The sequence below is a fragment of the Paraburkholderia kirstenboschensis genome (genome assembly GCF_904848585.1).
Lineage (GTDB): Bacteria > Pseudomonadota > Gammaproteobacteria > Burkholderiales > Burkholderiaceae > Paraburkholderia > Paraburkholderia kirstenboschensis.
The window spans coordinates 741,646-763,139 of record NZ_CAJHCR010000001.1 but is presented as its reverse complement, the minus strand read 5'-3'; the positions used below and the strand labels follow the sequence as shown (position 1 = coordinate 763,139).

The 21,494-nt window shown below is 63.1% G+C and carries 22 protein-coding genes and 1 riboswitch; of the genes, 10 read left to right on the top strand and 12 right to left on the bottom strand.

All coding sequences use genetic code 11. The annotated features are described in order from the left end of the window. Positions 1-16 precede the first annotated feature (16 nt). Positions 17-1,219 carry an MFS transporter gene (locus tag JMY24_RS03505; protein WP_201701392.1) on the top strand — a complete coding sequence of 401 codons (1,203 nt, stop codon included), beginning with the start codon at positions 17-19 and terminating at the stop codon, positions 1,217-1,219. 13 nt (positions 1,220-1,232) lie between these two features. On the opposite strand, the gene JMY24_RS03500 is transcribed toward JMY24_RS03505, so the two are convergent. The 5 genes from JMY24_RS03500 to JMY24_RS03480 all read right to left on the bottom strand — a co-directional run bounded on the left by JMY24_RS03500 (position 1,233) and on the right by JMY24_RS03480 (position 3,535). Beyond that, entirely contained in the window at positions 1,233-1,682 is a 450-nt protein-coding gene (locus JMY24_RS03500) for a response regulator (RefSeq protein ID WP_236597309.1), read from the bottom strand. After that, positions 1,682-2,314: a response regulator gene (locus tag JMY24_RS03495; RefSeq protein ID WP_128585374.1), complete on the bottom strand. Its 633-nt coding sequence runs from the start codon at positions 2,312-2,314 to the stop codon at positions 1,682-1,684. The genes JMY24_RS03500 and JMY24_RS03495 overlap by 1 nt, the downstream gene beginning before the upstream one ends. Positions 2,315-2,432: 118 nt before the next feature. Further along, positions 2,433-3,005: a ferritin-like domain-containing protein gene (locus JMY24_RS03490; protein WP_128595445.1), complete on the bottom strand. Its 573-nt coding sequence runs from the start codon at positions 3,003-3,005 to the stop codon at positions 2,433-2,435. Positions 3,006-3,088: 83 nt separating this feature from the next. Continuing rightward, complete coding sequence (locus tag JMY24_RS03485; protein WP_006052455.1) at positions 3,089-3,250, bottom strand: DUF1328 domain-containing protein; 162 nt, start codon at positions 3,248-3,250, stop codon at positions 3,089-3,091. A gap of 108 nt (positions 3,251-3,358) precedes the next feature. After that, positions 3,359-3,535 carry a DUF1328 domain-containing protein gene (locus JMY24_RS03480; RefSeq protein ID WP_020065435.1) on the bottom strand — a complete coding sequence of 59 codons (177 nt, stop codon included), beginning with the start codon at positions 3,533-3,535 and terminating at the stop codon, positions 3,359-3,361. A gap of 241 nt (positions 3,536-3,776) precedes the next feature. Here JMY24_RS03480 and JMY24_RS03475 point away from each other — a divergent pair, with 241 nt between their 5' ends. Together JMY24_RS03475 and JMY24_RS03470 are read left to right on the top strand one after the other, a co-directional pair. Then, positions 3,777-5,330, top strand: a complete 1,554-nt coding sequence (locus tag JMY24_RS03475; protein WP_128595447.1) for a sensor histidine kinase — start codon at positions 3,777-3,779, stop codon at positions 5,328-5,330. A gap of 228 nt (positions 5,331-5,558) precedes the next feature. Beyond that, positions 5,559-5,693 carry an entericidin A/B family lipoprotein gene (locus tag JMY24_RS03470; protein ID WP_020065433.1) on the top strand — a complete coding sequence of 45 codons (135 nt, stop codon included), beginning with the start codon at positions 5,559-5,561 and terminating at the stop codon, positions 5,691-5,693. Between the two features lie 249 nt (positions 5,694-5,942). On the opposite strand, the gene JMY24_RS03465 is transcribed toward JMY24_RS03470, so the two are convergent. Beyond that, complete coding sequence (locus JMY24_RS03465; protein WP_128591907.1) at positions 5,943-6,737, bottom strand: DUF4397 domain-containing protein; 795 nt, start codon at positions 6,735-6,737, stop codon at positions 5,943-5,945. A 362-nt stretch (positions 6,738-7,099) separates the two neighbouring features. Here JMY24_RS03465 and JMY24_RS03460 point away from each other — a divergent pair, with 362 nt between their 5' ends. Further along, positions 7,100-9,133: an NADPH-dependent 2,4-dienoyl-CoA reductase gene (locus tag JMY24_RS03460; protein WP_128595448.1), complete on the top strand. Its 2,034-nt coding sequence runs from the start codon at positions 7,100-7,102 to the stop codon at positions 9,131-9,133. 60 nt (positions 9,134-9,193) lie between these two features. Here the strand turns inward: JMY24_RS03460 and JMY24_RS03455 are convergent, their stop codons facing one another. The 5 genes from JMY24_RS03455 to JMY24_RS03435 form a co-directional block, all read right to left on the bottom strand. Beyond that, positions 9,194-10,123, bottom strand: coding sequence for an EamA family transporter (locus JMY24_RS03455; protein WP_128590161.1), 930 nt, complete (start codon positions 10,121-10,123; stop codon positions 9,194-9,196). 425 nt (positions 10,124-10,548) lie between these two features. Next, a complete protein-coding gene (locus JMY24_RS03450) occupies positions 10,549-10,794 on the bottom strand; it encodes a pentapeptide MXKDX repeat protein (protein ID WP_128590158.1) in 246 nt (81 codons plus the stop codon). Between the two features lie 113 nt (positions 10,795-10,907). Next, positions 10,908-11,699: a molybdopterin-dependent oxidoreductase gene (locus JMY24_RS03445; protein ID WP_128595449.1), complete on the bottom strand. Its 792-nt coding sequence runs from the start codon at positions 11,697-11,699 to the stop codon at positions 10,908-10,910. 32 nt (positions 11,700-11,731) lie between these two features. Further along, positions 11,732-12,370, bottom strand: coding sequence for a cytochrome b/b6 domain-containing protein (locus tag JMY24_RS03440; RefSeq protein ID WP_128595450.1), 639 nt, complete (start codon positions 12,368-12,370; stop codon positions 11,732-11,734). A 26-nt stretch (positions 12,371-12,396) separates the two neighbouring features. Further along, positions 12,397-13,245: a DUF1223 domain-containing protein gene (locus JMY24_RS03435; protein ID WP_128595451.1), complete on the bottom strand. Its 849-nt coding sequence runs from the start codon at positions 13,243-13,245 to the stop codon at positions 12,397-12,399. Between the two features lie 561 nt (positions 13,246-13,806). Here JMY24_RS03435 and JMY24_RS03430 point away from each other — a divergent pair. The 6 genes from JMY24_RS03430 to JMY24_RS03405 all read left to right on the top strand — a co-directional run bounded on the left by JMY24_RS03430 (position 13,807) and on the right by JMY24_RS03405 (position 21,032). Further along, positions 13,807-14,226 carry a GreA/GreB family elongation factor gene (locus tag JMY24_RS03430; RefSeq protein ID WP_128590149.1) on the top strand — a complete coding sequence of 140 codons (420 nt, stop codon included), beginning with the start codon at positions 13,807-13,809 and terminating at the stop codon, positions 14,224-14,226. A 238-nt stretch (positions 14,227-14,464) separates the two neighbouring features. Beyond that, positions 14,465-14,583, top strand: a riboswitch (TPP riboswitch). 91 nt (positions 14,584-14,674) lie between these two features. Next, positions 14,675-16,606, top strand: a complete 1,932-nt coding sequence (gene thiC, locus JMY24_RS03425) for a phosphomethylpyrimidine synthase ThiC (RefSeq protein ID WP_201701391.1) — start codon at positions 14,675-14,677, stop codon at positions 16,604-16,606. Between the two features lie 265 nt (positions 16,607-16,871). Beyond that, positions 16,872-17,084 (top strand): glycine zipper 2TM domain-containing protein, encoded by a 213-nt coding sequence (locus tag JMY24_RS03420; protein WP_128590851.1) that lies wholly within the window; start codon positions 16,872-16,874, stop codon positions 17,082-17,084. A 254-nt stretch (positions 17,085-17,338) separates the two neighbouring features. Then, positions 17,339-17,866: a hypothetical protein gene (locus JMY24_RS03415; protein ID WP_201701390.1), complete on the top strand. Its 528-nt coding sequence runs from the start codon at positions 17,339-17,341 to the stop codon at positions 17,864-17,866. A 252-nt stretch (positions 17,867-18,118) separates the two neighbouring features. Next, positions 18,119-19,717: an L-lactate permease gene (locus JMY24_RS03410; protein WP_128595453.1), complete on the top strand. Its 1,599-nt coding sequence runs from the start codon at positions 18,119-18,121 to the stop codon at positions 19,715-19,717. Between the two features lie 388 nt (positions 19,718-20,105). Beyond that, positions 20,106-21,032: a DMT family transporter gene (locus JMY24_RS03405; RefSeq protein ID WP_201701389.1), complete on the top strand. Its 927-nt coding sequence runs from the start codon at positions 20,106-20,108 to the stop codon at positions 21,030-21,032. A 178-nt stretch (positions 21,033-21,210) separates the two neighbouring features. Here the strand turns inward: JMY24_RS03405 and JMY24_RS03400 are convergent, their stop codons facing one another. Further along, positions 21,211-21,366, bottom strand: coding sequence for a hypothetical protein (locus JMY24_RS03400; protein ID WP_164853549.1), 156 nt, complete (start codon positions 21,364-21,366; stop codon positions 21,211-21,213). Positions 21,367-21,494 lie beyond the last annotated feature (128 nt).

Here is a 21,494-nt window from a genome sequence, read left to right as displayed (position 1 = left end):
GCCCACAGCCTCTCTCATGTCCACTTCGAACGCGTCCACTCCCGCTTCCGCCGACCGGTCGCTGCGCGGCCTGCTGCTTCTGCTCGCGACCATAGCGGGCGTCGCGGTCGCTAACATCTATTACAACCAGCCGCTGCTCGACAACTTGCGGCAGTCGTTCCCCGCGAGCGCGTCGTGGGTCGGCGCGGTGCCGGCCGTCACGCAGCTCGGCTACGCGGCCGGCATGTTGTTGCTCGCGCCGCTCGGCGACCGCTTCGACCGGCGCGCGTTGATCCTGCTGCAGACTGCGGGCATGTGCGTCGCGCTTGTCGTGGCGGCCGCGGCGCCCACGCTGTCGGTGCTGATCGTCGCGAGTCTCGCGATCGGTGTGCTCGCCACCATCGCCCAACAGGCGGTGCCGTTCGCCGCCGAACTCGCGCCGCCGTCCGAGCGCGGCCATGCCGTTGGCACGGTGATGAGCGGTCTGCTGCTCGGCATTCTGCTGGCGCGGACCGCTGCGGGCTTCGTTGCGCAATACCTGGGCTGGCGTGCGGTATTCGCCGCTTCGGTGGTCGCATTGCTGGTGCTCGCGGTGGTCATCATCCTGCGTCTGCCGAAGAGCAAGCCGACCTCGACGCTGCCCTACGGCAAGCTGCTCATGTCGATGTGGCATCTGGTCGTCGAGCATCGCGCGTTGCGAGAGGCTTCGCTGACGGGCGCCGCGCTCTTCGCCGCGTTCAGTATCTTCTGGTCGGTGCTCGCGCTGTTGCTGGCGGGCGCGCCGTTCCATCTCGGACCGCAGGCGGCAGGACTGTTCGGCATCGTGGGCGCCGCGGGCGCGCTCGCTGCGCCTCTTGCCGGCAAGTTTGCGGACCGGCGCGGACCACGCGCGATCATCACGCTGTCCATCGTGCTGGTGGCGATCTCGTTCGTCGTGTTCGGCGTATCCGCGAAGAGCATCGCGGGACTCGTGATCGGCGTGATCGTGCTCGACGTCGGCGTGCAGGCCGCGCAGATTTCGAATCAGTCGCGCATTTACGCGCTGAAGCCCGACGCGCGCAGCCGCGTGAATACCGTGTACATGGTCGCGTATTTCATCGGCGGGGCGATCGGCTCAGGCGTCGGCGCAGCCGTGTGGCCGGTTTTCGGATGGGTGGGCGTGAGCGTCGCAGGACTGCTGTTCGCCGGCCTCGCCGCATGGAATCATCTGGCGCTCCAGGCTCGGACTGCCAACGATTGATTGCGTCGAGCGCCTAGCCGTTGCTTCGCGCGAACGCGTACTCGTGCAGCGCGTCGATCACGCGATCGAATTCGAAAGACTTGTCGTAGAAGTGGCGCACGCCATACTGTTCGCAGCGCTCGCGATAGGCCGGCAACGCGTGATTGGTCAGCACCGCGGCGAACACCGAGTCGATCAAACCTTCCCGCTGCAAATAGGCCAATACGGGTACGCCGGAACCCTGTTTCAATTGCAGATCGACAATCACCGCGTCGAATGCCTCGTCGCTCAGGAGCGCAATGGCTTCGTCGGCCGAATCGGCATATGCGGCCACACGCAGCGAACCGGACGCGTCGATGGCCTCCACCAGACTGCGGCGGATCAGCGGCGAATCCTCGATAAGCAGCACGCGCAACGGTGCGCGGCTGGCTGACTCGGCAACGGTGTTCGATTCGCTGTTCATCGGGATTTTTCGATCGTCCATTATTCGATCAAGCCGTTCTTGATCGCGTAATAAGTCAGATCGGCATTGTTCGCCAAGCGCATTTTCTCGAGCACGCGTGCCCTATACGTGCTCACCGTTTTCACGGACAAATGCAGCTCCTCGGCAATCTGCGTGGGAATCTGACCCGCCGCGAGCTTGCAGAAAATCTGAAACTCGCGCTCGGACAGCGCTTCGTGCGGCCGTGCCGCCGACGGTTTGTCGAGATTGTCGGCAAGCGTGTCGGCCACCGCCTCGGATAAATAACGATGCCCGCGCGCTACCGCACGAATCGCGCGCACGATTTCGTCGGGCTCGCAGTCCTTGTTCAGATAACCGTTCGCGCCCGCGCGCAGCAGGTTGATCGCGTACTGGCTCTCCGGATAGCCGGAGAGGATCAGCACGCCCTGCTCCGGGCGCACCTGCTTGATGACGCGCAAAGTGTCGATGCCGTTCTTGTCCGGCATCGCAATGTCGAGCAGCACGACGTCGAATGCCTGTTCGCGCACGAGGCTGATGGTTTCGTCGCCGGTCGCGGCTTCCGCCGCGACGCACATATCCGGCTCGTCGGCGACGAACTGTCTGAAACCCCCTCGGACGATCGCGTGGTCGTCAGCTATCAACACTCGAATCATCGGCTTGGTGTCCGTACGATGGAAACGCTCCAAAGCAGACATTGTAATGACGTCGCGCCGCACGTCGGCGTTATCGCGGCCGGAACCGCCGGCCGCAAGCTCGCCATGCCGGGCGCAATCACTCGCGTCCTTCGAGCAGGTCGGCCATATCGTCCGCATGCTCTTCCTCGACTGCGAGAATTTCTTCGAACATACGCCGCGTCGTGACGTCCTTCTCGCCGAGATAGCGGATGATCTCGCGATAGGTGTCGATTGCGATGCGCTCGGCAACCAGGTTCTCGCGGATCATGTCCGTCAGGTTCTCGCCTTCCTTGTACTCGGAATGCGAGCGCGTCTTCAGACCGTCCGGCGCAAAGTCCGGCTCGCCGCCAAGCTGCACGATGCGCTCGGCGATACGGTCGGCATGTTCCTGCTCTTCGGCCGCGTGCTCCGCGAATTCGGCGGCCACCGCTTCTGAGTTGATTCCCTTCGCCATGAAGTGATGCCGCTTGTAACGCAGCGTGCAGACGATTTCGGTCGCCAGCGCGTCGTTGAGGAGCTTGAGCACCGTGCCGCGATCCGCGCCGTAAGTTTGCGTGACCGGACCATCCGACATGTGCTTGCGGGCGTCGTCGCGGATCTTCTGTATGTCCATCACGAACGGGTCGCTCGACTGCGATGCCGCGCCTTGGGCGCCAGGTGTGTTCGCCATTGAATTTCTCCTTTATCCGTATTGGGGGATGGGTGCATCACGCAAGATGCCCGCGCGATGCGCCGATAGAATCATGTTCAGGTCTATGTTCGGAATACGCCGAGCAGCAGCGTGACCACGAACACGACGAGGAAAATATAGAACAGTATCTTCGCGATTTCCGCCGCGCCCGCCGCGATTCCGGTGAAACCGAACACCGCAGCAATAATGGCGATGACGAAAAAGACGATGGCATAGTGAAGCATGGCGACTCTCCTTCTTGTTGGTATCCGCGGGGATTCTCGTGCGCTCGGGTTGCGCGTGCCGCTTTGCTTAAGCGCCTGTTTCAGGCGCCTCGACGAGGCAAAGCGGCGCTAATCGACGATTTTTTTCGTCACCACGAAGCCGAGCACGAGGAACACCACGCACAGAATCAGGAATACGACAAACAGGAACTTCGCAATTGCCGCCGCACCCGCAGCTACGCCGGTGAACCCAAGAAGGCCGGCGATCACCGCGATGACGGCGAAGAACAACGCCCACTTCAGCATGATGGCTTCCTCCAGAAACAGTGAATGGGATCAGGGTCCATCCTATCCAGCCGGGGCGGCGGGCGCATTCCGACGCACTCCGGTTTTCGTGTGAGAATCCGCTTACATTGGATTACGGCCGCTTTACGCGAGGCGGCCCCGGACGCGGATTCGCCACGCGGAATGGCCGCGCCGGCGCGCGGGCGCGCACCCGCAGCGACGGCGGCGGACGCTACACTGATGCGTGTCCAAGGAGTAGAACGTGTCAAACGTGCAGAACGCGGCTGACGTGCGCAATAAGGTGCACAACAAAGTGCAGAACGAAGTGCTAACCGAAGCGCAACACGAAGCCCAAACAGAATCGCAAAACCAGGCCCCTCAGCCCGGCGCCGCGGCCCGCCTGAGCAACTGGATGCGCAACCGTAGCTGGGCGATCGCGATGACCGTGGCGATCGTGATTACCGTCGGCGGGCTGGTGATTCTTGAAACCGCGCGCGAGCGCATCGCCGCCGAGTACGAGACGGCGCTCGAAGCCCGCAATGTCACCGTGCAACTCAGCACGCTCGCGAGTCAGCTATCGCGTCTGAGCGCGCAGCAAAGCGATTTTCTTCTGACGAAGCGCGACGCCGCGGCTCAAGATTTTTGCGCGACCGCCGTAAGCATCCGCGACAGCGAGCAGCCGCTGGAGCGCTTTTACCGCAGTCCAAAAGCCGACGGAGCGGAGCTCGCGAGCTTCACGCAAATCCGCGCGCTGATCGACGCGCGAATCGGCGCGGGTGCGGCCGCCTTGCAGCGCGCGGCGCCCCGCCCGCTCGATCTGAGCGCATGCGGCAACGCGAGCCGCTCCGACGCGGTAGATGCGGCGCTCGTCGACAGCACACTGAGCCTGCTGCGCGACAACGAAGAGCGGCGCGCGCAACACGCGCTCTCCGCGAGCCGTGCCGATCAGCGCATTTCGACGCTATGCGCGGCTGGTCTGTCGGCGCTCAATATCGTGTTGTTCATTCTGCTGTTCCGCAATCTGGGCATTCAGATCGACCGACAGGCGCGCGTGCAGCGTCAATTGATCACACAACAAGGCGAGCTCGATCAACTCGTGAACGAACGCACGCGTCAACTGGAGGCACTCGGCTGGCATTTGCAGGCCGTCAGCGAAAACGAGAAGACGCAACTCGCGCGCGAGCTGCACGACGAACTCGGCGCGATTCTGACCGCGAGCAAAATGGACGTGGCGTGGGCAAACCGCAAACTGAAGGAGAGCGACCCCGACATCTCCGAGAAGTTAAAGCGCGCGCTCGCTAATCTGGACCAGGGCATTGCGCTCAAGCGCCGCATCATCGAAGACATGCGGCCTACCGTGCTGGCAAATTTCGGTCTCGTGACCGCCCTGCGCACGCTCGCCGACGAGGCCGCGCAGCGCAATAACTGGACGCTGAACCTGCAGCTTCCCGCCGACGACATCCAGCTCGACGAGCAAACGGAAATCGCGCTCTTTCGCGTGGCGCAGGAATCGTTGACGAACGCCGCGAAGTACGCGCGCGCGTCGCAGGTGTCGATCGGCTTGCAGGTCGGCGAGGGCCGGGTCACGCTCGATATCGCCGACAACGGCGTGGGCATCATGCCGGCCGATCTGACGCGCACGCACACCCATGGACTGCTCGGCATGCGTCAGCGGGTCGCCGCGCATGGCGGGCAGTTCGACATAAGACGCGGCGTGCCGAGAGGCACCGACATTCATGTCGTGATGCCGAGCGTCAGCACGGCGGCGCAGCCGGGCAGCAACCCGTTGCCGTTCCCCGCGCGCACTCAGGTCTAGCCGCGTTGCACCGCCATTGAATCAGCTGCTGTTCGTCGTTGTAGGAGTGCGCCGACGCCAACACCAGAGCGCACCTACAACAAAATCGCAGCAAAGCCGACAGCGCCGCCCGCACCCTTTTTTTACCATGCAATCAGACCGGATCGACTGGCGCAAGCCACGGTCGGCAGCTAGCACAGCCGCTAGCGGGACACGTCTACCGATACCTTCTCGACAAGGAGAACTCTCATGAATCGACTGATCGCTTTGCTTCTCATCGCAGGCACGGCCGCGCTCGCCGGCTGCAACACCATGGCAGGTGCCGGCCAGGACATCTCGAAGGGCGGCGATGCCCTCACCAATTCGGCTGAAAAGGCGAAGTAAGTCGTTCTTCGTCGAGAGGCTACGCGCCGTCGCGGCGCATGGCCGCTGGGTTTGAACGAAACCCGCTGCGGGAAACCGCAGCGGGTTTTTTATTGAACGCGGTCATGTCGAGTGCAGGTATCGAGTGCATGTATCGAATCCATCTGCACAAAACAAAGCGGCGACCCACTTGCGTGGATCGCCGCCCCGTCCTCCCCAGGACTTGCCGCTATCGCTTGCGCTGCAATGCGCGCATGCTTTCTAGCGAGCTTATACGCCCGTCAGCGTGTTCGACAATTCGATGCTCGGTGTGCTCGTGTTGCCGTTCTGCACGACGAGCAGATGGATCTGCCCCACCGCCAGCTGGCTGAGAGCGCCGCCAATCGGCACCGACGTAATGAGCCAGTCAGCGTTGTTCGACAAGGTGAACGACTGCGACTGATAGATCGGCGTCTTGCTGCCCGCCGCCGTCGCGATCAGCACATACTGGCCGCCCGACACGTAGATGGAATCCTGGCCGCTTGCAGGCACCGCGTTCTTGAACGACACGCCGGCCATCGTCGGGGCTACGGTGCTGATGCTCGTGTTGGTAGACTGGACCAGATACAGGTCGAGGTTCGGCGCGTTGCCCGATGCGTTAAAGCCCCGCACGCGCGCGCTATTCGAAAGCAGACCCTTGTCGAACGGATCGTCGATCAGACCGATGTCCGGTGCCGCCGAGCCCGGCAACGCGAGCACCGTATATTCGTGGCCCTTTGCAACGTTCGGGAAATTGCCGCTCGCGAGCGCGGTCGTCGTGCCGGTCGCCGCATACCCGACGTTCGTCGAGCCCGTGTTGATGTTCGTGAAGTTCGTCACGCCCTTATACGAGACATTCGTCTGTCCCGACGGTGCGGTGCCGTTCACGAGAAAATCCACGGCCGGTCCGCTCGGGATCGCATGCACGAAATGGATTTCCGGGTTGGTCAGGCCGAGCTCCTTGCCTACGTCGTCGGAGCCCCCGCCGCACGCGCTCAGTACGGATGCAGCGGCAATCACGGCCGCCATGGTTCGGATCAGTTTCATTGTGTTCACCTATATCGATGTCGGGCTCTCCGCCCATTCATATGCGGGCGCACGCTTTGGCGACAGTGCCATCTGAAACCGTGTTCGATGCATGTTCGAACGGTCCCGGTCCGGCTGTCCCTAGCGAAGCACTCCCTCCTATCCCTGCGCGCATCACCCCTTTCTTGAGGCGCAGCGCGGTCCGTGTCGATGGACGCTCGCAATGAGCAATGGCTGTGCCGCAACCATCGAATTGGCTTATCGAGGCGGGAGAATGTCTTACCCGGCAACATCTTGCGAGCATTAGAAGATTTCCTCAGATGGTGGGCACGAGCGCGCGGTGTATCGTCCGTGCGCACCCCATACTTACAACGGCAGCCTGTATGTCTTACCAACACTTACTCGCAGAGCTCGACCTCGGTTTCACCCGCCTGCGCAATCGCGTCGTGATGGGGTCCATGCATACGGGCATGGAAGACCGCTTCTGGAATTATCCGAAGCTGGCCGCGTACTTTCGCGAGCGAGCGAAGGGCGGCGTGGGACTGATCGTCACCGGCGGCATCTCGCCGAATCGCGAAGGATGGCTGCTGCCGTTCGGCGGCACGCTCAACTCGGTATTCGATCTGCGCAATCATCGGCTGCTCACGCAAGCGGTTCACGAAGAAGGCGGCAAGATCGCGCTGCAGATCCTGCACGCGGGGCGTTATGGGTATCAGCCGCTGGTTGTGTCGGCATCCGCATTGAAGTCGCCGATCTCGAAGTTCAAGCCGCGCGCGCTCAGCATTGCCGGCATTGAGAAGACAGTGCGCGACTACGCGCGCTGCGCGAAGCTCGCTCAACGCGCGGGCTATGACGGCATCGAAATCATGGGCAGCGAGGGCTATCTGCTCAACCAGTTCCTTTGCCCACGAACCAACCGTCGCACGGACCGCTACGGCGGCAGCATCGAGAACCGCATGCGGATCGCGTGCGAGATCGTCGAGCGGGTTCGTGAGGTTTGCGGGGAGCGCTTCATCATCGTGTACCGGCTCTCGCTGATCGATCTGGTTGAAGGCGGCAATACGTGGGATGAAACCGTGCAGGTCGCACAGGCGCTCGAAGCGGCAGGCGTGACGATGTTCAACACCGGCATCGGCTGGCACGAGGCGCGCGTGCCGACCATCGTCACCTCGGTGCCGCGCGCCGCGTTCGCCGCGCTGAGCGCGCGACTGAAGGCCGCGGTGAAGGTGCCGGTGATCGTCTCGAACCGCATCAACACGCCCGAGGTCGCGGAGGCCTTGCTCGCCGACGGCGCCGGCGATCTGATCTCGATGGCAAGACCGCTGCTCGCCGATCCGGAGTTCGTGCTGAAAACAGCCGAAGGACGCACGCACGAAATCAACACCTGTATCGCGTGCAATCAGGCATGTCTCGATCACACGTTCAGGAATCAGCGCGCGAACTGCCTCGTCAATCCGCGCGCGGGGCGCGAAACCGAGCTGGTCTATCGACCGCTCGCGAGTCCCCAACTCGTGCGCGCTGTCGCGGTGGTCGGTGCGGGACCGGCGGGATTGTCCGCGGCGACGGTGGCGGCATCGCGCGGACATCGCGTGACCTTGTTCGATGCAGGCGCAACCATCGGCGGCCAGTTCAATCTGGCCATGCGCGTGCCGGGCAAGGAAGAGTTCAGCGAGACGATCCGCTATTTCCAAAGCCAGCTGGAGCGGCATGGCGTCGACGTGCGGCTCGGCACCCGCGTCGACCCAGCGCTCCTCGCCGCCGGCGCTTACGACGATATCGTGATCGCGACCGGCATCGTGCCGCGTCGCCCCGCGATTGCAGGCATCGATTCGCCCAATGTCCTGTCCTACGTGGATGTGCTGCGCGGCGCGCCTGTGGGACGCCGCGTCGCCGTGATGGGTGCCGGAGGCATCGGCTTCGACGTCAGCGAGTTCCTGCTGCATCCCGCGGGCGAGCCCTTGCCGATGCCGCGTGACGCGTGGCTAGACGAATGGGGCGTCGATCTTTCCGTGCGCGAACGCGGCGGCTTGAAGCCGCCCGCTCCGGCCCGGCCGTTTCGGCAAATCTGGCTGTTGCAGCGCAAAGCGGGCAAGCTCGGCGCAGGGCTCGGCAAGACCTCGGGCTGGGTGCATCGGGCGACGCTCGCACGAAACGGCGTGAAGATGCTCGCCGGGGTGTCGTACCTGGAAATCAGCGAGCGCGGTTTGAAGATTTCCCATGGCGGCGTCGAAGAATGGCTGGAGGTCGACAACATCGTCGTGTGTGCAGGGCAGGAATCGCTGCGCGATCTGCATCCGCGGGAGCCGGCGGCTGCAAGTGGCCCGCGCTATCACGTGATTGGCGGCGCGGCGCTCGCCACCGAACTGGATGCAAAGCGCGCAATCCGCGAAGGCGCGGAACTGGCCGCACGGCTTTGACGCACGACTTGGGTGGGGCCATGGGAGCGCCCTGCCCGCATCAACCGCAGGCGTCGCCCTTCAGGCGAGCGCTTTCTTCCGATAGTCAAGCCAGAAAGACAACCCCACGCTGACCAGGATCACGACGGTCGCGATCACCGTCGAATGCGTAACGGGCTCGCCGAGCAGCAACGCGCCGAGCGCCACCGCAACCACCGGATTCACGTACATGCAACTGCTCGCAATGATCGGGCTCGTATGCCGTATCAGAAAACCGTAGGCGACGTAGGCGGCCATGGTGCCGATCAGCATCAGATAGACGAACGCGAGCACCGGCAGGAAATGCACTTCGAGCATGCGCTCGCCCGAGACCCAGGCGACCATGGTCGACATTGCGCCGCCAAGGCCGATCTGCAGCGACGTGGACAGGAACAGGTCGGACGGCAGCTTGAGACGCCCCGCGAGATGCGCGCCGCCCGCCCAGAAGAGCGCGCCGCACAGAATCGCGAGGCTGCCGCCCGCCGAACCCGGCGCACTGTCGCCATGGCTCAAGATAGCAATACCGACGAGCCCGAGCCCAACCGCGAACCACTCGCCTTTGCCGATCTTGCGTCCCGCCACCGCCGCGATTACCGTCGCAAAGAGCGGCACGGTGGCGACCATTACCGCGGCAGTGCCCGTGCCGACCGTGCGCATGCCGTATGCCAGCATGCCGCTCGACAGCCCGACCAGCATCGTGCCGACGAGCCCGGCGTTGCGGATCTCCGCCATGCTTGGCCAAACCGGATTGCGGCGCGCCGCGAAAACGAACAGCCCGACGCCGGCGAAAAGGTTGCGCAAGCCAGACATCAGCAACGGCGGAAACGAGCCTAGCGCGACGTGCACCGCGAGATAAGTCGAGCCCCACACCACATAGACGACGCCGAGCGCGAGCGCGATCTGACCGTTGCGCGACTGCGGCAAACGGATCGGGAAACCACGCGAAAAACGGCTTGAAAATTCCAGCGACATGCGTTTCAACCCGTCCATGCCGTTCGAGGCGCCCGCTGAGGGGACGGCGGACACCGCATCGGCGATGCGGTCAGACGGGCGAGGCTGGCAGACATGGTGGTGGAGCGAAGGACTATGGTTGGCTGACAGAGAAAGCCAGACGGGTAATGCAACGCCGCGCCGGCCGAGCGGTGGCTCGGGTGGATTCGCGGCTGACACGCGCCGAATTCATGGCGCGCATCGCATTATGCAGTAAGCGCCCACGGCGCCATGCGAAAGAATCGTAACTTTTGGTGCGCATGCAACAAAAAACCGGGGCTTAACCGCACCCCGGCTTTGCGTCTCTATTTGCGCACGAAAGCGCCGCTCAATGCAGCGTGCATCGAAACCGGCTGTGCGGCGCAAGCCGCACCACGCACGCTGATGTGCGGCTACGGCTGGGCCGTCTAGTTGCTCATCGCGCCCGACGCCTCGTGCTTCATGCCCGTTGCGTCGCCTTTTTTCATCTTGTCGTGCTTCATGGTGTCCTTCTTCATGTGGTCCTTCGACATGCTGTCCTTGGACATGGAGTCTTTCGACATCGAATCATGCGACATCGAATCGTTGGACATCGCGCCGCTTGCCTGCGCGAACGCGGCGCCGCCGCTCATCAGAAAGGTGACGGCCACTGCTGCGATTGCAAATTTCTTCATGGGATAACTCCGTTTGTTGTGGATCAATCGAACCGGCTCGAGCCGGCGTTTTTCCGAAGCTTCTGCCGCCCGGGGTCGCGCATGCGCGCGGCACATGCGGCGACCCGCGCGCGTCAGGAGCCTCCGAACCAGTTGTAGCCCTGGTCGACCCAATAGCCGCCAGGATACGTGTTGGTGACGAACATCTCTACAATGTGCTTCGGGTTCTTGTAGCCGAGCTTGGTCGGCATGCGCAGCTTCATCGGGAAGCCGTATTTCGCGGGCAGGCGCTCGCCGTCGTAGGAAAACGTGAGCAGCGTCTGCGGATGCAGCGCGGTGGGCATGTCGATGCTTTCGTAGTAGTCGTCCGCGCATTTGAAGCCGACGTACTTCGCACTCGTGTCCGCGCCGATGCGACGCAGAAAATCGCCGAACGGCGTGCCGCCCCAGCGACCTATCGCGCTCCACCCTTCCACGCAGATATGCCGGGTGATCTGCTCCGCGTGCGGCAGCGCGTACAACTCGGGCAAGCTCCAGACGCGCTGGCCGGTCACGAGGCCGCTGATTTTTAGCTTGTAGCCGGAAGCGTCGACCTGCGGCACTTCGTCGATACCGTAGTAAGCATTGAACGGAAACGGCCGCGTGATTTGCGCTTCCGTGTAAGTCGGCGCCAGTTGCTTCGGATCGAACAACGCGGCTTGCGCGCGGTCGTTCAGGCGCGAGACGGCGGTGAGAAACTTGTTGACCGATTCGTCGTCGGTCAACGAGCAGCCGGTCAGCATCGACAAACCGCCAAGCGACAGTAGCTGCTTGCCGAACAGACGCCGCGACGGCATTGAAAGCTCGCGCCTGACGTCGATCAGGATCGACTCACGGTCCAGCTTGCCGGCGGCGTTCGCCGCAGTGTTTTTGATGAGCTTGTTCATGATTCGGTATCCATAACATTCACGCGAACGATTTATCGTCCGCGCAACATGGCGAGCAGCGAGCGAGGCACGAGCGCGACCATCGCCAGATGAACGACGATGAACGCAGCCATCAGCGCCATCGCGCAGAAGTGGACGATGCGGGCGTTGTCGTAGCCGCCCATCAGCTCGCGCAGCAGCGGGAACTGCACCGACTTCCAGATCGCGAGCCCCGACAGCACGAGCACGAGCAGATCGAGAACGACGAACAGGTAGGCGAATTTCTGCACCGCGTTGTAGACCCGCAAGTCCGCGTGCGACAGCTTGCCGGTCAACGCGGCGATGAAATCGTGCAACACCGCGCGCGGCGAGACCGGCAAAAACTTGCGGACGAAGCGTCCCGTCGCGAGATTCATCGCGAGGTAAGCGAGGCCGTTGAAAACCAGCAGCCACATAGCAGCGAAATGCCATTGCAACGCACCGCCGAGCCAACCGCCGAGCGTGATTTCCGTCGGAATACGAAACGCGGGAAAGACCGGCGACGCGTCGTAAATGCGCCAGCCCGACAGCATCATGACGATCGCCGCGAGCGCGTTGAGCCAATGCGTGATGCGCACCCATACCGGATGTATCACGCCGCTTGAGGGCGCGGCAGGCGGTGCGCTGTCGCGAACAACATGAGGCGTTGCCATGAGAGTCTCCGTTGATTGACCCGCGCTCACTGGCAGGCGGCCAGTTCGGCCACCTGCAGCACGTCGCCGGTTGCTGCGTTTTCGACAAAAGCGACTACGCCGAATCTATCGGCGGACGCATTTGCGCTTTTGTGGGCCCCGGCATCGGCATCGTCGAAATGAATGTCGCGGCTAATTTGCGCATTGCCGCCGACGAGCGGCACCGGCCCGATCCACTGCCGCACCACTCGTTCGTGATGCAAGGTCGCTCCGCGGTTTTCGCCCGCGCCGACCTGCGAGCTCAGCGAGTTTTCGTACACTGCGACGTATGCATCGAGCGGCCCGGCGGTATCGGCAGCCTTGCTGTCAAAGCGTGCCGCGACGTTGAATGCGCCGCCCGTCTGCGGCTTCAGTTCGAGGGCGACGTTCGCTCGTGCAGGCTCAGCCACGAGCTTGCCGACGCGGCTTTCGAAACTGTCGCGTTGCGACCAGCTTCGCAACTCCCGCCCCGCCACGAAAACTTCAGGCGTGTAGATGGTGTGACCGCCCGCAAGATCGGTGAGCGTCTGCTGACGTTCGGTGAAGCGGTGCTGCGAGAAGCGGTCCGTCCAGCCGAGGCTGTCCCAGTAGTCGACGTGCAACGCCAAAGGCACGATGCTTTGCGTCGTACCGCTGTGCTTCCATTGGCTGAGCCACGCGTCGGCGGGCGGACAGCTATTGCACCCTTCGCTGCTGTAAAGCTCGACGAGCGCAACGCGATGTGCGGGACTGCGCGCGCTACACATCGTGCCGGCTGCATTTGCCAGACCGCTCGCGGACAACATCGCTATCGCGCTGAAAACTACGATGGCTCGCACGAATGGTCGATGTGCGCGGCGCATGACGATTGATTGCATGACGTGCTCCTGTCGGGATCTGCACGTTTGTCGATGCGCGCAGCAGGTTATGACAGCCCGCTGCAAATTTTTTTGACTGACGTTTGCATGCGTGTTCATCGCATCACCGTTCATCGCATTACCGTTTGTCGCGGCCCGACTGACAGCAGTGAAATGTTCGAAGGTCGCTGAAAGACGCCGTGCTAACATGCCCTTAGTCACCGCGCCGCTCGCTGTCTTCGCCAGATTTTCGCGGCGCGTCGTCCATCTTCATTCGACAACTGCCGGCCCTTCAATGCGCTCTCCGACTTCCCGTGCCCTCACCCGCTTGCGCCCTCGCCGCGCAACCGGTTGCGCGCGCGTGCAGTCCGCGCCGCAGTCAGCCGGCGAGCCGTCGCGAACGCTTCCGCCAAGAACGCTTCCGCTTCTCGCCGCCCGGCGCCCCACCTGACGCAGCTCGCTTCCCCGCCTGAAACCGCGTCGTCCCCAAGGGGACTTTCGGGGCGCCGGGCCGATCACATCCGCATGATGTTTCCTCACACAGATTGCAGCCAGATTGCAGATCGAATTGGAGTAGCCGCCGTGAAAACGACCAGAAGGACCAAGCAGTGTTACCTCACCGAACTCGACGTCGCCCGTCTTGAGAAGCACGCCGCTGCACCCGGCGCGGATGCACGTTTGCACGACATGCTCGACGACGTGCTGGAGCGCGCAGTTATCGTCGATTCGCGCGAGATTCCGGCCAACGTGGTCACGATGAACTCGCAGGCGACGCTCGTCGACGAAAGCAGCGGTGAGCACATGACCTGGACCGTCGTATATCCGCCCGACGCCGACTTCGCGCATGGCCGCCTGAATGTGTTCTCGCCAGTCGGCCTGGCGCTTCTCGGCGCGAAACGCGGCGAGCAGATTCGCTTCATGCCGCCAAGCGGCGCCGAGAAGGTGCTGAAGCTCGAAAAGATCCTGTATCAGCCCGAAGCCTCGGACGATTTCACGCGGTAAGCGAACAGGCCGCGTGGCGCAAGTGCTGCAGCGCGTCATATGCGGCGCGCCCGTCAATACAAGCATAGTGCGCAAATAGCGGATCGGCGGCCTGCAAAGACGTGCGCTTTCACGCCTGCGGATGCGGGCGTTCCCGTGGCTCAGAGCGGATCGGCGGCTCACGCATAACGTTTATACCGATCGCACACAGCATTGAAGACGGGTTGCCAAGCGGCGCCCGCCCGGTGTATCGTGTGCGCTGCTAACGCGGGGGTCCTGCGTTGCACGGGAGTTGGAGGTCCGTGCCACGTGGGTGAGAAATACCCTTTGAACCTGATCTGGATAATGCCAGCGCAGGGAAGCGTACGGATTTCGCACTCCAGCCTTCATGCCTCATCTCTCGCGAATTCCGACTACTTCCGTCTCGTCTCCTGCTTAGCGGCCCACATTGCTTTGACGGAGAACACGCATGAACGCCAACCCGAAGTTTCTTTCCGCCGACGCCCACGTCGACGAAGCCGCCGTCGCGCCGCTGCCGAATTCCCGCAAGGTCTACGTGACCGGCTCGCGCCCCGACATCCGCGTGCCGATGCGCGAAATCACCCAGGCCGACACGCCTGACAGCTTCGGCGGCGAAAAGAATCCGCCCGTCTACGTCTACGATACGTCGGGCCCCTACTCGGATCCCGAAGCGAAGATCGACATCCGCGCCGGCTTGCCCGCGCTGCGTCAGCGCTGGATCGAAGAACGCGGCGACACCGAACCGCTCTCCGGCCTCACGAGCGACTACGGCCGCGAGCGCGCCGCCGATCCCGCTACCGCCGAATTGCGCTTTCAAGGCCTGCACCGCACGCCGCGCCGTGCCATGCCCGGCAAGAACGTCTCGCAGATGCACTACGCGCGTAAAGGCATCATTACGCCGGAAATGGAGTACATCGCGATTCGCGAAAACCAGCGCCGCGCCGAGTATCTCGAGACGCTGAAGACGAGCGGCCCGAACGGCGAAAAGCTCGCCGCGATGATGGGTCGTCAGCATCCGGGCCAGGCATTCGGTGCAAGCGCTTTTGGTCCGAACGGCCTCACCGAGATCACGCCGGAATTCGTGCGCGACGAAGTTGCGCGCGGCCGCGCGATCATCCCGAACAACATTAATCACCCGGAAAGCGAGCCGATGATCATCGGCCGCAACTTCCTCGTGAAGGTGAATGCGAACATCGGCAACTCGGCGGTGACATCTTCGATCGGCGAGGAAGTCGACAAGATGACGTGGGCGATCCGCTGGGGCGGCGACACGGTGATGGATCTGTCGACCGGCAAACACATTCACGAAACGCGCGAGTGGATCATCCGCAATTCGCCGGTGCCGATCGGCACGGTGCCGATCTATCAGGCGCTCGAAAAGGTCAACGGCAAGGCCGAGGACCTGACGTGGGAGATCTTCCGCGATACGCTGATCGAACAGGCGGAGCAAGGCGTCGACTACTTCACGATTCATGCGGGTGTGCGTTTGCAGTATGTGCCGCTGACGGCCAAGCGCATGACCGGCATCGTGTCGCGCGGCGGCTCGATCATGGCGAAGTGGTGCCTCGCGCATCACAAGGAAAGCTTCCTGTACGAGCATTTCGAAGACATCTGCGAAATCATGAAGGCGTATGACGTGGCCTTCTCGCTCGGCGACGGCCTGCGTCCCGGCTCGATTTACGACGCGAACGACGAAGCGCAACTCGGCGAATTGAAGACGCTCGGCGAACTCACGCAGATCGCGTGGAAGCACGACGTGCAGACGATGATCGAAGGCCCCGGCCACGTGCCGATGCAGTTGATCAAGGAGAACATGGACCTGCAACTGGAATGGTGTGACGAAGCGCCGTTCTACACGCTCGGGCCGCTCACCACCGACATCGCTCCCGGTTACGATCACATCACGTCGGGCATCGGCGCGGCAATGATCGGCTGGTTCGGCACCGCCATGCTCTGCTACGTGACGCCGAAGGAACACCTCGGCTTGCCGAACAAGGACGACGTGAAGACCGGCATCATCACGTACAAGCTCGCCGCGCACGCCGCCGATCTGGCGAAGGGCCATCCGGGCGCGCAGGTGCGTGACAATGCATTGAGCAAGGCGCGCTTCGAATTCCGCTGGGAAGATCAGTTCAACCTCGGTCTCGATCCGGACAAGGCGCGCGAATTCCACGACGAAACGCTGCCCAAGGATTCGGCGAAGGTCGCGCATTTCTGCTCGATGTGCGGCCCGCATTTCTGCTCGATGAAGATCACGCAGGACGTGCGCGAGTTCGCGGCGCAACAAGGCGTCACCGACGACGAAGCGCTGAAAAAAGGCATGGAAGTAAAGTCGATCGAGTTCATGAAGAAAGGCGCTGAGATTTATCAGCGGCAGTAAGGCCACGCGCGGATATTGCGCCTTTGGCAGCCGCGCGCATTTCGATGCGCGCGCAACGTCTTGCAACACAAAGCCCGCCGCCAGCGGGCTTTTTTTCGCCCCGCGTTCAGGCACGACTCATGCTGCGCCGAAGGAAACATTTGATTACGAAACCGTCATTCTGCTGACAACCTCATACATCTGGAAACCGTCCGCAGCGATAAGATCAAATCCAACAACGTAAAACGACAGGCGGCTTCCAATCACAACAAAGGGAGTGAGCATCATGAAATCGATTCGTAAATTGGGTTCGCTTGCGGTGATCGTCACGGTTGTCGCGAGCCTTTCGGCGTGCGAGGGGATGAGCACGCGGCAACGGGATACCGCGATCGGCGCGGGTGTGGGTGGCGCGGCGGGTGCGGTCATTGGCGGCAGTGCGCTCTCCACGCTGGGCGGCGCGGCCGTGGGGGGCGTTATCGGCAATCAGGTCGGCAAGTAGCCTTCACCACCGCATGGCAGTGAAACGCGAGCCTGGGTGCAATGCCCCGCTCGCTTTCCGCTGACAAGACGTGCCCCGGGAAAAGCCGTAGGGAGCGCCGCGAAGTGGCGCGGCGCGCTGCCGCAACGAGGCGAAATACGCCGTTACGGTTTTGCAATCCTCTTTGCGCCGCGTGAGCGTAAGCTCGTGCAATGACGTACCGACGAAGGCGTCGGCTGCGTCGCTCGCAAGTTGCTTGCACACCGGAGCGCGTCATGAAGTCCCCCCTGATCGACTCTTTTCACCCCGTTCCCATGCGATCGCCGCTGCCCTCGCGGCGTGCGGCTGATTGCATGCGCCACCACATTCCCCACGGGGGATACCTAGGCCGCGGCCGGCTCGCCCTTTGCGTCGCCGCGGGCGCGCTGCTGCTGTCGGGCTGCTACTACCCTTACGGCTACTATCCGGGCTACTACCCGGCGTATTACGCGACGGTGCCCGCCAGCGCGGCACAACGAGAAGTGCCGGTCGGCACGGCAGGCGGCGTGGCCGGTGACCCACAGGCCGGGCAGCAAGCGACGCAAGGGCAGCAATTCGAGCAGCAGCCAGCCTCTTCGTATCCACCTGCCACCTATGCGGTCGCGCAACCGCCGGTGTACGTCGCACCGGCTTATCCCGCCTATTATCCGCCTCCGGTCTACCCGCCCTGGTACGGTTACGGCTATCCTGGCTGGTACGGTCCGGCCGTATCGATCGGCTTCGGCTGGTCGTCGGGCGGACATGGCCATGGCCACCATCATTGAACGAACTCATGTTCAACGGAGTCACCGATGCCGGCGCCCGCCGCCGGCATGCGCTCTTGCTTGCTCTCGTAGTTTCCCTTCTTGACGTGAGAGCCTCGGGCTCTATGCTTGGTTAAGCCGCACACAGTAACCGTTTAAAAGCGAGCCGACCGGTGCTTTCCTGCGCGGGCGGCGCTCATCCGTCCTGCACGAGCGACGCGTCCCGTCATTCGCAGTCACGCGTCGATTTCGAACAACAACGAAGGAGACGTGATGTTTCATCAACTACTCACTCCGGTCGGCAATTCCCTGCTTCCGTCGTTCCTCGTCGCGGCGTTGCCGATCATCGTCGTGCTGTTGCTGCTTGGCTGGGCGCGCCGGCCTGCGTGGCAGGCGTCGCTCGCGGGGCTGATCGTCGGCCTCGTCGTCGCGATTGCCGTGTGGCGCTTTCCAGTGGCGCTCGCGCTCGACTCAGTCGCCGCGGGCGTCGTGTTCGCGTGCTGGCCGGTCATGTGGATCGTATTCACCGCGATCCTGCTCTACAACATCGCGCAACGCTCCGGCCGCTTCGCGGCCTTTCGCATGTGGATGATCGACAACCTGCCGAACGACCGGCGCGTGGTGCTGGTCGTGGTGGGCTTTTCGTTCGGCGCGTTGCTGGAGGGAATTTCCGGCTTCGGCACGCCGGTCGCGATCACGAGTTCGCTGCTGATCCTGCTCGGTTTTCCGACGCTCGAGGCGCTCACCTTCACGCTCATTTTCAACACGGCGCCGGTGGCATTCGGCGCGCTCGGCGTGCCGATCACGGTGCTCGGCGCGGTCACACATTTGCCGGCCGATTCGCTCGCAAAAATGGTCGGCCGCCAGTTGCCGTTTTTCGCCTTGCTGTTGCCGTTCTATGTGATCGCCGTCTATGCCGGCTTTCGCAATATGGTGCGTATCTGGCCGGTGCTGCTGGTATCCGGCGCGAGCTTCGCGCTTACGCAGTTCGTCGCGTCGAACTACGTCAATTACAGCCTGACCGACGTTTTGTCGTCGATGGTGTCGCTCATCGTGACGATCGCGTTTCTGCGCGTGTGGAAGCCGGCCGCCGATCCCGCGTTCGCAATCAATATCGACCGCGTCGGCGAAGTGCGCGGCAAGATCGGCGGCAGCCAGGGCTGGTATCCGTGGATCATCGTGTCCGTCGTCGTGATCGTCTGGACCGTGGCGAAGATTTTCCTGATCGGCGACATCAAAGTGCCGTGGCCGGGCCTCGACAAAGCCGTGTTCATCACCTTGTACAACACGCCGTACGGGGCGATATGGGACTTCCAGCCGCTCGCAACCGGCACGGCGATTCTGGTCGCCGCGATCATCACGAGTCTGGTGGTCGGACTCGGCGCGCGCGAATTCGGCGCGGCGATCGTCGATACCTGGGTGCAGACGCGCATCGCGATTCTGACGGTCGCGACCATCGTCGGGCTCGCGTATCTGATGAACTACTCGGGGCTCACTTATACGCTTGGGCTCGGGGTCGCGTCGGTCGGACCGTTCTTTCCGCTGGTGTCCGCGTTCCTCGGCTGGATCGCGGTGTTCCTGTCCGGCAGCGACACGTCGGGCAATGCGCTGTTCGGCAACCTGCAAGTGGTTGCGGCCAATCAGTTGAATCTGAACCCCGTCCTGATGGCGGCGACGAACTCGTCAGGCGGCGTGATGGGCAAAATGATCTCGCCGCAAAATATCTCGACCGGTGTGGCGACGACGGACCTCAAAGGCAAGGAAGGCGTGGTGTTCGCCAAGACGTTCAAGCATTCGATTCTGTTGACCGTGCTGCTCGGCATTCTGGTTTGGCTGCAGCAGAATTTCCTTCAGGGAATGATTCCGCATTGAACGAGCGGTTGGCGCGGCGGGCGCGCTGGCTCTGCGCGCTCGCGTTTTTCCGCATGCGGACGGCGGACAAGGTGTTGCGTGAGCCGGTGCGGCACGCAGCCTGCCGCTTGACGCACTGCCGCGCAATACTACGATGGACGTTGACTGCGGCGCTCTCGCCCTGCCGCCTCGCCCGCGGCTCTCTCTTGCGTCAGTAACGGGATCGCAATTTTTCTCACATCAGCGTGAGAATTGCTCGCTTTGCGCGTCTTCCGCCCGCGCTTACGATCACGTGTGTCAGACGCCCTCTCCCGAAACTTGCCATTTCATTCGAAGCTGAAACGTTTCGTCCTATCGCGCTGATACGATGCGCAGGTGTCTCGACTCAACCGCGCGCGACGCCACCACAATGAATGCCAAAAATATCGTCCAGTTGCTGATCCTCGCGGCCCTGTGGGGCGCGTCGTTTCTGTTTATCCGCGTCGGCGTGACCGACTTTGGCGTTGCGCCGCTGATGGCGCTGCGCGTCGGCATCGGCGCGGCCTTCCTGATCGTCGTGCTGCTCGCGCGGCGCCCTTTGCAGCAATCGGCGACCATCCTGCGCACGCGCGCTTTTCCGCTGCTCGTGGTGGGCATTCTGAATTCGGCGGCACCCTTCTGCCTGTTCGCTTATGCGGAGTTGACGCTGTCGGCGGGCGTGACGTCGGTGATCAACGCAACCACACCGCTGTGGGGCGGCCTCGTGGCTTTCCTCTGGCTGCGCGACCGGTTGAGCGCGCTGCGCACGCTCGGCCTCGTGATCGGTTTCTTCGGCGTGCTGATGCTGGTCTGGGATCAGATGGCCACCCCGAACGGCTCGGCGGCGACGCCGCTGACAACCGCACTCGCAGCCGGCGCGGCGCTCGGCGCAACGCTGCTGTACGGCATCGCCGCCAATTACACGAAACGTTATCTGACCGGCGTCGACGCGCTGACCGTCGCCGCCGGCACGATGAGCGGCGCAACCATCGTGCTGTTGCCACTCGCGGTGATCTACTGGCCGAGCGCGCCGGTCTCGCTGCACGCGTGGGGCGCGGTGCTCGCGCTCGGCGTGGCGTGCACCGGCATCGCCTATATGCTGTTCTTCCATCTGATTGCGGTGGCCGGACCGGCGCGGGCGATCACGGTGACCTTCGTGATCCCGATCTTCGGCATTCTGTGGGGCGCGCTGTTTCTCGGCGAAGGCGTGTCGCCCGGCATGCTCGAAGGCTGCGGCGTGATTCTCGTGGGTACGGCGCTGGCAACCGGCGTGATCAAGCGCTTGCCGTGGGTCGGGACGCGCCGCGCGGATACGTGAGGGTTGCGCGACGCGTCGATGAGCAGGAATCAACGCGAACGGCGACGCTTTCGGCGTGCCGCCGCGAAGGGTTCGAATCGGGTCAGCGGTAGCGTCGTTACCCGCTGCCCCACGGCCCGACGTGCCATGACGCAACGCGGACGTCGCCCGTAGCACTGGAACCACCCGCTGTTGAAATTCAGCGCATCGGCCACGCCAAGTGCAGCGCGCCCGCATGACGAGTCCGCAGCGCTCGCGGCCGCCGCGGCTCCTGCGGACTCAAGGCCGCACCGCACACCAGCGCGAGAACGATCAAGCTCGCCGCCCACATCCAGTAAGGAATCACGTCGACCATGGCTGTCTCCCGCTGAGCGCTGGTTCGCACCGCCACTCATCGTGGGCAGGACGTGGGCACGCATCGTCTGGCGGAGCGGCAACGTGAACGCATCTCTCGCAAAATAAAAAACCCGCCCGGGACAATGC

What these genes read in the sequence shown, in the direction of transcription:
- JMY24_RS03465 (WP_128591907.1), bottom strand. Translation starts at nt 6,737, where the DNA reads ATGAAACTGATCCGAACCATGGCGGCCGTGATTGCCGCTGCATCCGTA.
- JMY24_RS03415 (WP_201701390.1), top strand. Translation starts at nt 17,339, where the DNA reads ATGAAGTCCCCCCTGATCGACTCTTTTCACCCCGTTCCCATGCGATCG.
- JMY24_RS03460 (WP_128595448.1), top strand. Translation starts at nt 7,100, where the DNA reads ATGTCTTACCAACACTTACTCGCAGAGCTCGACCTCGGTTTCACCCGC.
- JMY24_RS03495 (WP_128585374.1), bottom strand. Translation starts at nt 2,314, where the DNA reads ATGATTCGAGTGTTGATAGCTGACGACCACGCGATCGTCCGAGGGGGT.
- JMY24_RS03470 (WP_020065433.1), top strand. Translation starts at nt 5,559, where the DNA reads ATGAATCGACTGATCGCTTTGCTTCTCATCGCAGGCACGGCCGCGCTC.
- JMY24_RS03490 (WP_128595445.1), bottom strand. Translation starts at nt 3,005, where the DNA reads ATGGCGAACACACCTGGCGCCCAAGGCGCGGCATCGCAGTCGAGCGAC.
- JMY24_RS03455 (WP_128590161.1), bottom strand. Translation starts at nt 10,123, where the DNA reads ATGTCGCTGGAATTTTCAAGCCGTTTTTCGCGTGGTTTCCCGATCCGT.
- JMY24_RS03500 (WP_236597309.1), bottom strand. Translation starts at nt 1,682, where the DNA reads ATGGACGATCGAAAAATCCCGATGAACAGCGAATCGAACACCGTTGCC.
- thiC (WP_201701391.1), top strand. Translation starts at nt 14,675, where the DNA reads ATGAACGCCAACCCGAAGTTTCTTTCCGCCGACGCCCACGTCGACGAA.
- JMY24_RS03405 (WP_201701389.1), top strand. Translation starts at nt 20,106, where the DNA reads ATGAATGCCAAAAATATCGTCCAGTTGCTGATCCTCGCGGCCCTGTGG.
- JMY24_RS03445 (WP_128595449.1), bottom strand. Translation starts at nt 11,699, where the DNA reads ATGAACAAGCTCATCAAAAACACTGCGGCGAACGCCGCCGGCAAGCTG.
- JMY24_RS03505 (WP_201701392.1), top strand. Translation starts at nt 17, where the DNA reads ATGTCCACTTCGAACGCGTCCACTCCCGCTTCCGCCGACCGGTCGCTG.
- JMY24_RS03480 (WP_020065435.1), bottom strand. Translation starts at nt 3,535, where the DNA reads ATGCTGAAGTGGGCGTTGTTCTTCGCCGTCATCGCGGTGATCGCCGGC.
- JMY24_RS03420 (WP_128590851.1), top strand. Translation starts at nt 16,872, where the DNA reads ATGAAATCGATTCGTAAATTGGGTTCGCTTGCGGTGATCGTCACGGTT.
- JMY24_RS03400 (WP_164853549.1), bottom strand. Translation starts at nt 21,366, where the DNA reads ATGGTCGACGTGATTCCTTACTGGATGTGGGCGGCGAGCTTGATCGTT.
- JMY24_RS03485 (WP_006052455.1), bottom strand. Translation starts at nt 3,250, where the DNA reads ATGCTTCACTATGCCATCGTCTTTTTCGTCATCGCCATTATTGCTGCG.
- JMY24_RS03440 (WP_128595450.1), bottom strand. Translation starts at nt 12,370, where the DNA reads ATGGCAACGCCTCATGTTGTTCGCGACAGCGCACCGCCTGCCGCGCCC.
- JMY24_RS03450 (WP_128590158.1), bottom strand. Translation starts at nt 10,794, where the DNA reads ATGAAGAAATTTGCAATCGCAGCAGTGGCCGTCACCTTTCTGATGAGC.
- JMY24_RS03435 (WP_128595451.1), bottom strand. Translation starts at nt 13,245, where the DNA reads ATGCAATCAATCGTCATGCGCCGCGCACATCGACCATTCGTGCGAGCC.
- JMY24_RS03410 (WP_128595453.1), top strand. Translation starts at nt 18,119, where the DNA reads ATGTTTCATCAACTACTCACTCCGGTCGGCAATTCCCTGCTTCCGTCG.